Source organism: Gammaproteobacteria bacterium, from assembly GCA_028817225.1.
In the GTDB taxonomy this organism is placed as follows: Bacteria; Pseudomonadota; Gammaproteobacteria; order Poriferisulfidales; family Oxydemutatoraceae; genus Oxydemutator.
Genome location: JAPPQC010000008.1, coordinates 1 through 13,427, shown reverse-complemented (window position 1 = coordinate 13,427; position 13,427 = coordinate 1). Strand labels below are relative to the sequence as shown.

The window sequence follows — 13,427 nt, the reverse complement described above, 5'->3', positions numbered from 1 at the left end:
CCTGCAAGCCGCCCGCCTGAACTGCGCCGCATTCACGGGTTGACGGCCTCGCGTATCCGCGGCAGCAAATCGGTCGCAATCAAGCCGCGCGGCGTTGCGCCGCCGGCCCGTTCGCCCGCCTCCGCGTGCGCGCAAACGCCCAGCACTGCCGCCTGCTCAGGCGCCAGCCCCTGCCCCAGCAGGGCGGCGATGACGCCGCTCAGCACATCGCCCATGCCGGCGCTGGACATGCCGGCATGACCGCCTTCGCAAACCACGGTGGCGGCGGGCGAACAAACCACGGTGCCGGCCCCTTTCAGCACGCAAACGCCGCCGTATTTCCGCTGCAACGATTGGGCCGCCTTGAAACGATCCGCCTGCACATCGCGCGCCGCGACGCCGAGCAGCGCGGCGGCCTCGCCCGGATGGGGCGTCAATACCCAGTGCGCGGACACCGCCGGCTCGGCGGCCAGCAGGCGCAGCGCGTCGGCATCCACGACCGCCGGGCGCTGCGCCTCGATGACCGCGTCCAGCATCGCGCGCGCCCATTCGTCGCGCCCCAGACCCGGCCCGGCGACGATGACATCCACTTTCTCAATCAACCCGCGCAGCGCGCGCGGCTCCTCGACGCCGCGCGGCATCAGCACCGGGCACGCGGCGGCCATCGCCGCCGCGTGGGCCTCGCGGGTCGCGACGCTGACGAGACCGGCGCCGGCGCGCATCGCCGCCTCGCCGGCCAGCAACGCCGCGCCCATCATGCCGGCGTTGCCGCCGACGACCAGCAGGTGGCCAAATTGCCCCTTGTGGGTGTCGCCGCGCCGCGCCGGCAGCCAGCGGCGGACTTCGCGCCAGGCCGCCAGATGCGCGCAGGGCGAGACCTCCGCCGCAAGCGCCGGATCGGTCTGCAAACCGGAAAACACAACCTCGCCGCCGTACTCTGTGCCGGCGGATGTGTACAGCCCGCGCTTGCGCGCGATGAAACTGACCGTTCTGTCGGCGCGCACGGCGACCGGCAGCGGCGCGCCGGTGTCGGCGTCCAGCCCCGAAGGCACATCCACCGCCAGCACCGGAACGCCGCGGCGGTTGATGTCCTCTATCAATTCGGCCATCGCCGCCGACAGCGCCTTGTTCAGGCCGCTGCCGAAAATCGCATCCACGATGAGGTCGCCGTCCGGCACGCGGCCCGCTTCCGCCACGACGCCGCCGGCGGCCCGATACTCTTCAAGCGCCCGCGCCGCGTCGCCGCCCGGACGCACATCGCCGCCCGCCTGCACGACGCGCACGCAGCGCCCGGCGGCCAGCAGCAGTTGGCCGAGCATGCAGCCGTCGCCGCCGTTGTTGCCGCGGCCCGCGATGATGACGATGTCGCGCGCGCCGGGCCAGCGCGCGATGAGATGGCCGAAACAGGCGCGGGCGGCGCGGCGCATCAGTTCAACGCCCGCAACCGGCGTTTTCTCAATCAGCAGTTGGTCCATCCGCCGGCTCTGCGCGGCGGTGTAAAGCGGGCGCAGGGCCGTCTGCGCGGTGTCGTTCGGGGCGGTTTTCATGGCGCGGCGCGGCGCGGCGGCGCCAGGTGTGTTTGCAGCCACATCTCCAGCAGCGCGCAATGCCACAACTTGTTGCCGCGTATCGGCGTCAGGTTTTGATTGTCGCCGCCGGACAGCAGGCGGTCAATGTAGTCGCGCCGGAACAGGCCGCGCTCGCGGCAGGCGCGCGAGGCCAGCGTATCGGCCATCATCTGCCGAAACCGCCCCTGCACGAACTTCAGCGCCGGCACCGGAAAATAGCCTTTCTCACGGTGAACAATCTCCGCCGGAAGAAGGTCTTGCGCGATTTTTTTCAGGATGTGCTTGCCGCCGTTCGCGAGTTTCAGTTCGGGCGGCATCCGCATCGCCGTCTCGACCAGGCGGTAATCCAGGAAAGGCACCCTCGCCTCGACGCTCCACGCCATCGTCATGTTGTCAACGCGCTTGACCGGGTCGTCCACAATCAACTGCGTCACATCCATCCGCAGCACCGCGTCCATGAAGGTGTCGGCCCGCCCCTCGTGCAAGAACGCCTCGACCAGCGGCGATGTCGCGTCGGGCACTTGCCAGCGCGGCGCCACCGTGCGCCGGTATTCGTCCTGGCCGCGGTCGAAATAATGCCGCCGGAAGCGCTCAAGCCAACTGCCCTGCTCGTCGCGCATCCGCGGATACCAGAAGTAACCGGCGAACACCTCGTCCGCGCCCTGGCCGCTCTGCACGACCTTGATGTCCCGCGCGACCCGCTCGGCCAGCAGGTAGAACGCGGCGCAATCCTGGCCCGGCATCGGCTCGGCCATCTGCTCGACGGCCCCCGGCAGGCAATCGTACAAATGCCGGTCGGAAACCCGGAAGCGGTGGTGGCGGGTGCCGAAATGCGCGGCGACGCGGTCGGAATAGCGAAACTCGTCGCCGCGCTCGCGGCCCTTGTGCTCGAAACCGATGGTGTAGGTGCGGATGTCGCCGGCGCCGGTCTCGGCCAGCAGCGCCAGCAGCAGACTGGAATCCAGGCCGCCGGAAAGCAGCACGCCGACCGGCACATCGGCAATCCGGAAGCGCGTCTCAATCGAGCGTTTCAATTCGGCGCGGATGCGCTCAATCCATTGCGCCTCGCCGATGTCGCGCGGTTCGCGCCGCGCCGCGAGGCTCCAGTAGCGCCGCTTTGACATGCCGCCGTCCGGGCGGACGCGCAGCGTGTGCGCCGGCGCCAGTTTGCGCACGCCCCTGATCAGCGTGCGCGGCGCCGGCACCACCGCGTGCAGCGTCAGGTGGCGGTGCAGCGCGACCGGGTCGAGCGCGGTGTCCACGCCGCCCGCCGCCAGCAGCGCCTGCGGATTGGAGGCGAAGCGGAAACGGCGCGCGTCGCGGGTGTAATACAGCGGCTTGATGCCGAGGCGGTCGCGCGCCAGAAACAATTCGCGTGCGCGCTCGTCCCAGATTGCGAACGCGAAAATGCCGTCGAGACGGCGCACGCAGTCGCCGCCCCAGCGGCGGTAGGCCTTCAGTATCACCTCGCTGTCGCTGGCGCTGAAAAAGCGGCAGCCGTGCGCCGACAACTCCGCCTTCAGTTCGCGGTAGTTGTAAATGACGCCGTTGAAGACCAGCGTCAGCCCCGATTCCGCGTCCGCCATCGGCTGCGCGCCCGCCGCCGACAGGTCAATGATCGCAAGCCGCGCATGCGCGAGGCCGAGCACGCCGTTGACGGCGACATCGCTGCTGTCGGGGCCGCGGCGGCGCAGCGGCGCGAGCATCCGCCGCAGCGCCGCCTCGTCAACCGGCGCGCCGTCGAAACGCAGTTCGCCCGCGATGCCGCACATCAGCGGCCCCTGCCGCCGGCGAACAGCCCCGATGCGGCGCGGTCTGTCACGGAATCCGTCATGCAGGTTTCAATCCGGCCCGGCTTGTAATAGGATAGTCACAGTTTTTCCGCATACCGGCCATGATTCAAGCAATCGAAAGGAGGGCGCCCATGAATCCACTCAACTCGGTAACCGGCACCATTGTCGCCGGTTTTATTCTGGCAATCATCATCAGCATCGTTCTTTGAGCGGGAGGGTTACACAATGGAATTCAACACAGTCTCCCTGATCGTGTGGCTGCACGTGTTCGTCGGCGTCATCTGGATTGGCCTGCTGTACTACTTCAACTTCGTGCAGGTGCCGGCGGTCGCCGAAGCCGCCGCCGACGAGGGCGGCCCGGGGCCGGCGGCCATCAACCGCTATGTCGCGCCGCGCGCGCTCGCGTGGTTCCGCTACGCGGCGCTGCTGACCTGGCTGACCGGCGCCGCCGCGCTGGAAAGCAAATGGGGCGGGGGCAGCCTCGCCGGCGCCTTCATGCTGAAAGAAGGCGTCGAGATCATCGGCATCGGCGCATGGCTCGGCACCATCATGCTGTTCAATGTGTGGGGGCTGATCTGGCCGAACCAGAAGAAAATCCTCGGTCTCGGCGGCGTCGAGGCGTCCGACGAGGAAAAGGCCAAGGCCAAAAAGATCGCGCTGATGGCGTCGCGCACCAACACGCTGCTGTCCATCCCGATGCTGATGTGCATGGTCGGCGCGGGCCACGGCCTGCCGTTCTGAGTCCGGCGCAGCGGCGCGGCGGGCCGCCGCGGGCCGCCGCGCCGGCGGCGCGTCCGCGAAAGCCGCCCGTGCGACTCGCGCAGGCGGGCGGATGAAGTGTCTTGGCGGGGAACCGGGATGACAGGCTCTCGCCCTGCCCGGTTCCGGTAAGGCGGGCTGGTTCGGCGTCAGGAGAGACTCAACTCTCTACATACGGCAGAACGATGTGCAGCAGGTCGTCGGTGTTGAACAGCAACTTGACCGAAACCCCGTCGGGAATCTCCATCCCCTCTTCGCGCAGGACGCCCGTCGGGTCGGCATCGAGGCGCGCCTTGAAATCAGGGTCGCCGTAGTATCTTGCGACAATATCGGCGAAAATTTCCTGTCCCTTTTCAAAATCTTCCTGTGAAAGTTCCATAATCAGGTTTCTCCTGTGTAGTTGGCTGAACTCGCGCCCAATGCGCTTATTCCGCCGATTGTAAGAAAAAAGCCGCCGCTGTCAATTGCTCTCGCGCGGCGGCCCCGTCTCCGCCCCGCCCTGCCGACGCCGTGCCGGCGCTTGCGGTTTGCCGCAGCCTGGCCGATGATAGGGGCTTTCACGACGACCGGAGAAACCATGATGGCCGAAGAAACCGTTTTCAGCAAGATTCTGGCGGGCGAGATTCCCGCCGACATCGTCTATCAGGACGACCTGTGCGCGGCGTTCCGCGACGCCAACCCGCAGGCGCCGACGCACATCCTGATTATTCCGAGAAAACCCGTCGCGAAGGTCGCCGACGCCGGCGCCGAAGACGCCGCGCTGCTGGGGCACCTGCTGCTGAAAGCCGGCGAAATCGCGCGCAGCGAGAAGGTCGGCGACGACTTCCGGCTGGTCATCAACAACGGCGCCGGCGCCGGCCAGACCGTGTTTCACCTGCACATCCACCTGATAGCGGGCCGCCCGCTCGGCTGGCCTCCCGGCTGAATCAGGCGTCAGAGTCCGGGGCGCCGCCTACATCGGCCCCGCCAGCAGTTGCGGGTCGAGGCGGCGGCCCAGCCAGTTGACGCGCCAGTCAAGATGCGGCCCGGTGACGCGCCCGGTGGCGCCGACCTCGGCAATCGGCGCGCCCTGCTCGACGCGCTCGCCGTCCCCGACCAGCGCCTTGTGCAAATGCAGAAAAGTCGAGGACACGCCGTAGCCGTGGTCGAGCACCAGCGTCTTGCCGGAAAAATACATGTCGTGAATCAGCGTCACGACGCCGCCCGCCGGCGCCCGCACGACGGCGCCTTCGGGGCTTGCGATGTCCACGCCGTAATGCGGGCTGCGCGGCTCGCCGTTGAGAATGCGCGTGCTGCCATAGACGCCGGTAATCCGGTTTTTCAGCGGCCACAAAAACCCGCCGAAACAGTCGGCGTGGTCAAGGGCGCGACGCCGCGCCTGGGCAATCAGGCGCCTTTCGTCGCGGATGCGCCGGAAGGCGTGGGGCGGCGGATTGACCTTGTCGGCGTCCAGATTGTTGATCCGCTCCACTTCGTAAGTCCTTTGTTCCACCGCCAGAACACGCTCCTCGGCGAGGCCGTCCGGCGCCACCGCCCGCAGCACGAAACGCGCCGCCGCATCGCGCCCGAAACCGATGACAAAGCGCCCGTCGCGCGCGACGCGAACGCGCTCGCCGTCGAGAGAAACCCCGGCGTCAGGCGCGACGCGCCCGCGAACCAGCCCGCCCTGAATGAAATCGCCTTCCAGCGAAACAATCAGGCCGGCGGCGACCGGCTGCGACACCGCCAGCAGCGACGCCAATGCGAACACAATCCGGCGCGGCGCCGAAACCGGCATCGTCACTCCGGCGGTTCCCAGACGCCGACCGCTTCCTGCGGCTGTTGCGGCTGCGCGCGGCTGAGGTCGCTGTACACATGGCGCAGAAAGTGCGCCAATTCGTCCAGAATCTGCTCCTTTTCCGCCGCCGCCGCCGAATGCGACGCGAGCAGGTAGCCGACCACGGCGGTCAGGTATTGCGACGCAAGCAGCGGGTCGTCACACGCCGGTTCATGGCGCCGCAGCGTTTCGATGATTTCGCCGACCAGGCGGTCGGACAGCCGGATGGACTCCATCGTCAGCCCCCGGCGGGCGCGCCCGGCGCGGCGAGGCGCCCGATGATCCGGCGCGCCAGGTCGCGGCGAATGTGCTGCAAGGTTCTTTCGCGCTCGCTGTCGCCAACCTGCGGCCTTTTGGCGTCGTACAGATAACTGCCGGCGGACTCGACGCGCTGCTTTTCAAGCAGCACGCCGCCGCTGCCGCGGACCGAAAACTCGACGACCGCGGTCAGCAGATATTCGCGCGTCTTGGCGTCGTCGCCGATGACGACCGGGCGCTGCGAGATTTGCTCGCCGCCGACGACCAGCCGCGCCGGCGCCCGCACCGGCGCGACAATCTCGACGCCGTGCGCGCGCAGCGCCGATTTCAGCGCCTGGCGCAGCGGCGCATGACGCTTCATGCCCTCAAGCGACAGGCGCGCCAGCGATGCCGGAATCGCCTCGCCGCCGGGCGCCGTGCCGTCGCCCAGCCGGTAACCGCAGCCGGCCAGCAGCGACAGGCCGATGACCGCCGCCAGCACCGCCGACGCCAGTCGCGCTGTCGGCGCCGCCCGTGCTGCCGAAGCCAATCGTGCTGCCGGAGCCACCCCTGCTGCCGATGCTACCTGCGCCGCCGACGCCATTTGCGGCGCCGGCGGCACTGACGCTGCTCCCGCCGCCGGCGCTACTTCCGACGCCCGGCGCACACCGTCAGCGAACGACAAAATTGACGAGTTTGTTCTCGACATGAATGGTCTTGACAATTTCCCTCCCGTGGACAAATCGGCGCACTTTTTCATCGGCCAGCGCCTGTTCCTCGACCGCGCCGCGGCCGCTGCCGGCGGGCAGTTGCAGCCGGCTGCGCAGCCGGCCGTTGACCTGGACGACAATCTCGCAGCGCTCCGCGCTCATCGCCCGCTCGTCGGCCTGCGGCCAGGCGCAGTCCACCAGCGGCGTCTCGTGCCCGAGGCGGCGCCACAGGCAGTGCATGATGTGCGGCGTCACCGGCGCCATCATTTTAACAATACTCTCGTAGCCCTCGGTCAGGATGCGGCGCCCCTCGGCGCTGTCGCCGGCGGCGGCGGCGAAACGCGCCAGCGCGTTGCCCAGTTCCATGTTCGCGGCGATCGCCGTGTTGAACGACAGGCGGCGCGCGTAATCGTCGCCGACCTTGGCGATGGTCGCGTGAATCCGGCGGCGCATTTCGCGGCACGCGGCGGCGTCGGCGCGCGCGCGCGGCGGCGGCTGCGAGCGCATACGGCAGTGCGCCGTCACCTGGCGCCAGAAGCGCTTCAGAAAACGGTGGCCGCCCTCGACGCCGGAGTCCGACCATTCCAGCGCCTGCTCCGGCGGCGCCGCGAACATCATGAACAGGCGCACGGTGTCGGCGCCGTAGCGCTCGATGTAGGCCGCCGGATCCACGGTGTTGCCGCGCGACTTCGACATCTTGGCGCCGTCCTTCAGCACCATGCCCTGGGTCAGCAGGCGTTTGAACGGCTCGTCGCCCTCGACGAGGCCGAAGTCGCGCATCAACTTGTAGAAAAAGCGCGCGTAAAGCAGGTGCAGCACCGCGTGCTCGATGCCGCCGACATAGTGGTCCACCGGCAGCCAGTAGGCGGCCTCGTCGTCGGGGATGGCGGCGGCGCCGGCGGCGCAGGCGAAACGCACATAGTACCAACTTGACTCAAAGAAGGTGTCGAAGGTGTCGGTCTCGCGCACGACCTCGCGCCCGCCGGCGCCGGCGCCGGCGTTGCGAAAGCCGGGCAACTGCGCCAGCGGCAGCACGCCGGAACCCGGCTGCGCCGGCAACTCGACCGGCAATTCATCGTCGCCGGCCATCCGGCACTCGCCGTTGTCGTAGAGCGCCGGAATCGGCGCCCCCCAGTAGCGCTGGCGCGACACGCCCCAGTCCTTCAGCCGGTACTGGATGCATTCGCCGCCGCGCCCGGCGGCCTTCAGGTCGGCGAGAATCGCGTCGAACGCGGCCTCAAAATCCATGCCGTCGTAGTGCCCGGAATTGCAGAGGATGCCCTTGTCGGTGAACGCGCCGCACTCGAGGTCCACGGCGGCGCCGTCCGCCGGGCGGACAACCTGGCGCAGCGGCAGGCCGTTGGCGCGGGCGAATTCCCAGTCGCGCCGGTCGTGGGCCGGCACCGACATCACCGCGCCGGAGCCGTATTCCATCAGCACGAAATTCGCGCACCACACGGGCAGCGCCTCGCCGCTCAGCGGATGCACGGCGCGCAGGCCGGTATCCACGCCGCGCTTCGGGCGCGTCATCATCTCGGCCTCGGCGGTCGGCCTGCGGCGGCATTCGGCGACGAATTCGGCCAGCGCCGGGTCGGCATCAAGGCGGCTGTCCAGCGCCGGATGCTCGGCGGCGAGCGCGACATAGGTCGCGCCCATCAGCGTGTCCGGGCGCGTCGTGAACACCGTCAGCGCGTCGTTTCCGGCGCCGGCGCCGTCCAGGTCAAAGCGAATCTCGACGCCGCGCGAGCGCCCAATCCAGTTGCGCTGCATCTGCCGCACCCGCTCCGGCCATTCGTCCAGTTGCGCGAGGTCGTCGAGCAGTTGGTCGGCGTAATCGGTGATGCGCAGGAACCACTGCGGTATTTTCCTGCGCTCGACGCGTGCGCCGGAACGCCAGCCAAGCCCGTCAATCACCTGTTCGTTGGCGAGCACGGTCTCGTCCACCGGGTCCCAGTTGACCCACGACTCGCTGCGGTAGGCCAGCCCCCTGTCGAACAGCCGCGTGAAAAACCACTGCTCCCAGCGGTAATAGTGTGGCTCGCTGGTGGCGAACTCGCGCTCCCAGTCGTAGGCGTAGCCGAGGCGCTTCAACTGGCTTTTCATCTGCGCGATGTTGTTCGCGGTCCATTGCTGCGGCGCGATGCCGCCGTCGCGCGCGGCGTTCTCGGCGGGCAGGCCGAAAGCGTCCCAGCCCATCGGTTGCAGCACATTCTTGCCGAGCATGCGCTGGTAGCGGCTGATGACATCGCCGATGGTGTAGTTGCGGACATGCCCCATGTGCAGTTGCCCGCTGGGGTACGGAAACATGGACAGGCAGTAGAACTTCTCGCGCGCGTCGTCGCGCACCGCGCGAAAGCAGCGGTGCTCGTCCCAGTACGCCTGCGCGATGCGCTCGGTCTCGCGCGCGTCGTAGGCGCCGGTCTCAGGATTTTCCGGTTCTGCCATAGACATCCTCAAAACGTTCAATGTCGTCTTCGCCGAGGTAGTCGCCGCACTGCACCTCAATCAGGTGCAGCGGCTCGCCGCCGGGGTTCTCCAGGCGGTGCTTGACGCCGATCGGAATGCAGACCGACTGGTTCGGGCCGAGCGCCAGCACCTCGTCGCCGAGCGTCACGCGGGCCTCGCCGCGGACGACGACCCAGTGTTCCGAGCGGCGGCGGTGGCGTTGCAGCGACAGGCACTGCCCCGGCGCGACGATGATGCGTTTCACCTGAAAACCCTCGCCGTTGTCCACGCTCTCGTAGGAACCCCACGGACGGCGGACTTTCCGGTGCCAGTCGGCTTCCGGGCGGCGGCGCTCGCGCAGGCGCGCGACCAGATTCCTGACCGACTGGCTGTGCGCGCGGTCGGCGACCAGCACCGCGTCCGGCGTCTCGACGATGACCTGATTGCGGACGCCGACCGCCGCGACCAGGCGCCCGGATGCATGCACCATGTTGTCGCGGCAATCCTCCAGCACGGCGTCGCCGACGACCGCGTTGCCGCCGTCGTCGCGCCCGATGATTTGCGCGAACGCCTCCCACGAACCGAGGTCCGACCATTCAATGTCGGCGGGCACGACGGCGGCGCTGTCGGTCTTTTCCATCACCGCGTAGTCTATCGAGATGTCGGGGCCGGCGGCGAAACGCGCGCCGTCCACGCGCTCGACCGGGGTGCCCTGAATGCGGTCGGACTCGCGCCCACGCCACGCCCCGGCGCAGGCCTCGAGCAGCGCCGGCGCGTGGCGCCCGAGTTCCGCCAGCACGGTCTTCGCCTCGAACAAAAACAGGCCGCTGTTCCAGTAGCAGTCGCGCCGGGCGGCGTAGGCGCGCGCCTGCTCAAGGCCGGGCTTTTCGGTGAATTGCGCGACCCTGCAAACGCCGTCGTCCAGCGTCTCGCCGGCGATGATGTAGCCGTAGCCGGTCTCGGCCCACGCGGGCCGGATGCCGAAAGTAACCAGCAGGCCGCGCGCGGCGGCGGCGGTGGCGCGGGCGACGCAGTCGGCGAAACGCCCGGCGCCGGCGCGGTCGGCGATGCAGTGGTCGGACGGCAGCACCAGCATCGGGCCGCCGCCGCATTCCCCAAGCGCCAGCGCCGCCAGCGCCGTCGCCGGCGCGGTGTTGCGGGCGACCGGCTCAATCAGCACGCGGCAGTCCTTGATGCCGGCGGCGCGCAGTTCGGCGACGGCGAAAAAGCGGTGGGCCTCGTTGCAGACGACGATGACCCGCGCGCAGCCGAGCCGCCGCGCCTGGTCGAGCGCGCCGGCGAACAGACTGCGCCCGCCCATCAGCGGGATGAACTGCTTCGGGAAGTGGGTTCTCGACAGCGGCCACAGGCGCGTGCCGGAGCCGCCGCTCAGAATGACGGCGGTTGTGTCAGGCATCGTTCCCGGCGCCGCGGCGCACCGCCGGCACGAGCGACAGCAGCAGAAACGCCAGCGACGCGCCGAGCACGGGCCGGTCGCGCCAGCGGCTGTACGGCGTCATGCCGCCGCGAAGACGCACAACGCCGTCCACGACGCCGCGCTGGAAGAGTCCGATGCTGTCCACGACTTCGCCCTTGTCATCAATAATCGCCGAAATGCCGGTGCTGGTCACGCGCGCCAGGTAACGCCCGTTTTCCGCCGCGCGCACCCTCGCCATCTGCAGCAACTGGAACGGCGCCGGCGAATCCCCGAACCAGGAATCGTTGCTGACATTGATCAGGTAGTCCGCCTGCGGCAGGGCGTCGGCGATGTCGCCGCCGAACGCGACCTCGTAGCAAATCGAAACCCCGGCGGTGTGCCGCCCGACCCGCATCAGCGGAGGCCCTGCGCCGGCGCTCAAATCCGACATCGGAATGATAACAAAGCGGCGGAACAACTCCAACAAACCGCGCAGCGGCAGGTACTCGCCGAACGGCACCAGCCGCCGCTTGTGGTAGTAGGAGCCGTCGGACAGGTTCAGCAAACTGTTGTAGGCCGCGCCGCCGGCGCTGTCCCTGTGAAAAATGCCGGTCAGCAACTCGCTGCCGGCGGCGTCGAGGCGGCGGCGCAGTTGGCCGGGAAACATCTTCTCGGCGCGCGCCGAATACACCGGAAGCGCCGTTTCCGGCCACAGGATGACCTCCCTGCCGATGACCGGCTCGCTCAGCGAGCGGTAGGTCCTGAACAGGCGCCGCAAATAGCCGCGGTCAAATTTCAGCGACTGCGGGATGTTGCCCTGCACCAGCGCGACGCCGGCGCCGCCGGGGCGCGGCGTCGTCCAGTCGCGCGCGCCGGCGGCGGCGCCGGCGGCCAGCAGCGCCGCCAGCAGCGCCGAGGCGGCCCACTTGACGCGAACACTGCAAAACACGACGCAAACCACTGTGCCGGCGCAAAAAACCGCAAGCCAACCGGCGCCGAACACGCCGAACACCGGCAGCACGCCGCTCCACGGCGTGCCGACCAGCGCCTGTCCCAGCAGGTTCCACGGAAAACCGCTGAACAGCACGCTACGCAGCCATTCGGCGACAACCCACGCCGCCGGGTAGAACAGCAGCGCCGCCTGCCAGCGGCAGCGGTTGGCGTAGCGTGCGACCGCCCACGCCAGCAGCGCGTAATACAGCGCCAGCACCGCGACCATGACGACGACGGCGAAAACCGCGAACGCCGCCGCAGCCTGGCCGAAATCATGCAGACTGTAATAAACCCAGTAGGCGCCGGCGCCGGAATAACCGGCGCCGAACCAGTAACCCTGCCAGAAAGCCCGCGCCGGCGGCGACCGCAACCACAGCACCAGCAGCACCGCCGGCACAGCGACGACCAGCGGATACCACGACCACGGCGCGAACGCGGCGACCAGCAGCACGCCGAGCGCGCCGGACACGATGTGCGCGATGGCCATCGGCGCCGTCAGGCCGCCTTTTCCTTCTCGACCGCCAGCAGGTGCACGCGCCGGCTGTCCGCATGCAGCACCTCAAACCGGAACGGCCCGATTGCGGCGGTGTCGCCGCGTTCCGGCATCCGTCCGAGCGCCTCGATGATCAGGCCGCCGACGGTGTCCGCACCCTTTGATTCAAGGCCGGCCTGGAAGTAATCGTTGAAAAATTCCAGCGGCATCAGCGCCTTCACCGCGTAACTGCCGCCGCCGTGGTCGTAGATGTACTGGTCTTCGGCGGCGTCGTGCTCGTCGCTGATGTCGCCGACAATCTGTTCCAGCACATCCTCAATCGTGACCAGCCCGGCGGTGCCGCTGTATTCGTCCACGACGATGGCCATGTGGCTGCGGTTCCTGCGGAAATCATCAAGCAGCACATCAAGGCGCTTGCTCCCCGGCACCACCGTGTGTTTGCGGATGTAGTCTTCAAAGCCCGGCGCGTCGTCGCGCCGCAGGCAGCGCAGCAGGTCTTTCGCCAGCAGCACGCCGCGCACATCGTCCGGGCTGTCGCCGATGACCGGGAAGCGCGAATGGCCGCTTTCAATGGCGATGCCGAGCAAATCGTCAAGGCTCATTTCATGCGATACAACAACCATTTGCGAGCGGGGTATCATGACATCTCTTACCTGCATTTCGCCGACCTGCGCGAGGCGCTCCATCTTCTGCAGCATGTCGGCGCCGGAGTGGTTCTCCAGCAGGCGGCCAATGCGCCGCACCTCGTCCGGGTGCTTGACGAACACCATCCGCAGCCGCTCGCACAGGCGCGTGATGAACGACGGCTGCGCGCCGCCGCCGCCATTGTTGCCGGCGTTCATTCGCCGCCGCGCCGCTGCGCGTGTGGCTGCGCCTGCCCCATTTGCCCCGACTGCCCTGTTTGCCGGGTCTGCCCGGCCTGTCCTGCTTGGCCGGCCTGCCCTGTTTGCCCGGCCTGCTCCGTCTGCCACGGGTCGGCAAACCCCAGGCGCCGCATGATTCCGCTTTCGCGCGCCTCCATCCGCGCGGCGGCGGCGGCGGTGTCGTGGCGGTAGCCGTGCAGGTGCAGCAGGCCGTGCACAAACAGGTGCGCCCAATGGCTTTTCAGCAACTTGTCGTCGCGCCGCGCCTCGCGCGCGACGACCGGCGCGGCCAGCACGATGTCGCCCAGATAATCGTGCTCGACCGGCGCCGGCGGCGCCTCAAACGGAAACGAC

At 68.6% G+C, this 13,427-nt stretch carries 13 protein-coding genes; 2 read left to right on the top strand and 11 right to left on the bottom strand.

What is annotated here, in order from left to right:
* Positions 1-32: 32 nt before the first annotated feature.
* Both OXU50_00570 and OXU50_00565 read right to left on the bottom strand, forming a co-directional pair.
* Entirely contained in the window at positions 33-1,526 is a 1,494-nt protein-coding gene (locus OXU50_00570; protein MDD9868384.1) for an NAD(P)H-hydrate dehydratase, read from the bottom strand.
* Positions 1,523-3,319, bottom strand: a complete 1,797-nt coding sequence (locus OXU50_00565; GenBank protein MDD9868383.1) for an N-acetylglutaminylglutamine amidotransferase — start codon at positions 3,317-3,319, stop codon at positions 1,523-1,525. The genes OXU50_00570 and OXU50_00565 overlap by 4 nt, the downstream gene beginning before the upstream one ends.
* Positions 3,320-3,565: 246 nt before the next feature.
* Between OXU50_00565 and OXU50_00560 the strand changes: the two genes are divergently transcribed.
* Positions 3,566-4,081, top strand: coding sequence for a urate hydroxylase PuuD (locus tag OXU50_00560; GenBank protein MDD9868382.1), 516 nt, complete (start codon positions 3,566-3,568; stop codon positions 4,079-4,081).
* Between the two features lie 178 nt (positions 4,082-4,259).
* Here the strand turns inward: OXU50_00560 and OXU50_00555 are convergent, their stop codons facing one another.
* Entirely contained in the window at positions 4,260-4,478 is a 219-nt protein-coding gene (locus tag OXU50_00555) for a hypothetical protein (protein ID MDD9868381.1), read from the bottom strand.
* Between the two features lie 201 nt (positions 4,479-4,679).
* On the opposite strand from OXU50_00555, the gene OXU50_00550 reads away from it, so the two are divergent.
* Positions 4,680-5,024 (top strand): histidine triad nucleotide-binding protein, encoded by a 345-nt coding sequence (locus OXU50_00550; protein ID MDD9868380.1) that lies wholly within the window; start codon positions 4,680-4,682, stop codon positions 5,022-5,024.
* A gap of 27 nt (positions 5,025-5,051) precedes the next feature.
* On the opposite strand, the gene OXU50_00545 is transcribed toward OXU50_00550, so the two are convergent.
* The 8 genes from OXU50_00545 to ybeY form a co-directional block, all read right to left on the bottom strand.
* Positions 5,052-5,876 carry a M23 family metallopeptidase gene (locus OXU50_00545; protein ID MDD9868379.1) on the bottom strand — a complete coding sequence of 275 codons (825 nt, stop codon included), beginning with the start codon at positions 5,874-5,876 and terminating at the stop codon, positions 5,052-5,054.
* A 2-nt stretch (positions 5,877-5,878) separates the two neighbouring features.
* The gene (locus tag OXU50_00540) at positions 5,879-6,151 is read right to left on the bottom strand and encodes a hypothetical protein (protein MDD9868378.1); all 273 of its coding nucleotides are present in this window, start codon (positions 6,149-6,151) and stop codon (positions 5,879-5,881) included.
* A gap of 2 nt (positions 6,152-6,153) precedes the next feature.
* Positions 6,154-6,702 carry an LPS assembly lipoprotein LptE gene (lptE, locus tag OXU50_00535; GenBank protein MDD9868377.1) on the bottom strand — a complete coding sequence of 183 codons (549 nt, stop codon included), beginning with the start codon at positions 6,700-6,702 and terminating at the stop codon, positions 6,154-6,156.
* A gap of 121 nt (positions 6,703-6,823) precedes the next feature.
* Positions 6,824-9,307 (bottom strand): leucine--tRNA ligase, encoded by a 2,484-nt coding sequence (leuS, locus tag OXU50_00530; protein ID MDD9868376.1) that lies wholly within the window; start codon positions 9,305-9,307, stop codon positions 6,824-6,826.
* Positions 9,285-10,724, bottom strand: coding sequence for a mannose-1-phosphate guanylyltransferase/mannose-6-phosphate isomerase (locus OXU50_00525; protein MDD9868375.1), 1,440 nt, complete (start codon positions 10,722-10,724; stop codon positions 9,285-9,287). Before OXU50_00525 ends, leuS begins: the two co-directional genes overlap by 23 nt.
* A complete protein-coding gene (gene lnt / locus OXU50_00520) occupies positions 10,717-12,204 on the bottom strand; it encodes an apolipoprotein N-acyltransferase (protein MDD9868374.1) in 1,488 nt (495 codons plus the stop codon). Before lnt ends, OXU50_00525 begins: the two co-directional genes overlap by 8 nt.
* An 8-nt stretch (positions 12,205-12,212) precedes the next feature.
* Entirely contained in the window at positions 12,213-13,052 is an 840-nt protein-coding gene (locus OXU50_00515) for a CBS domain-containing protein (GenBank protein MDD9868373.1), read from the bottom strand.
* Positions 13,049-13,427 (bottom strand): rRNA maturation RNase YbeY (ybeY, locus tag OXU50_00510; protein MDD9868372.1); only part of this gene is annotated, 379 nt, incomplete at its 5' end. The genes ybeY and OXU50_00515, both read right to left, overlap by 4 nt.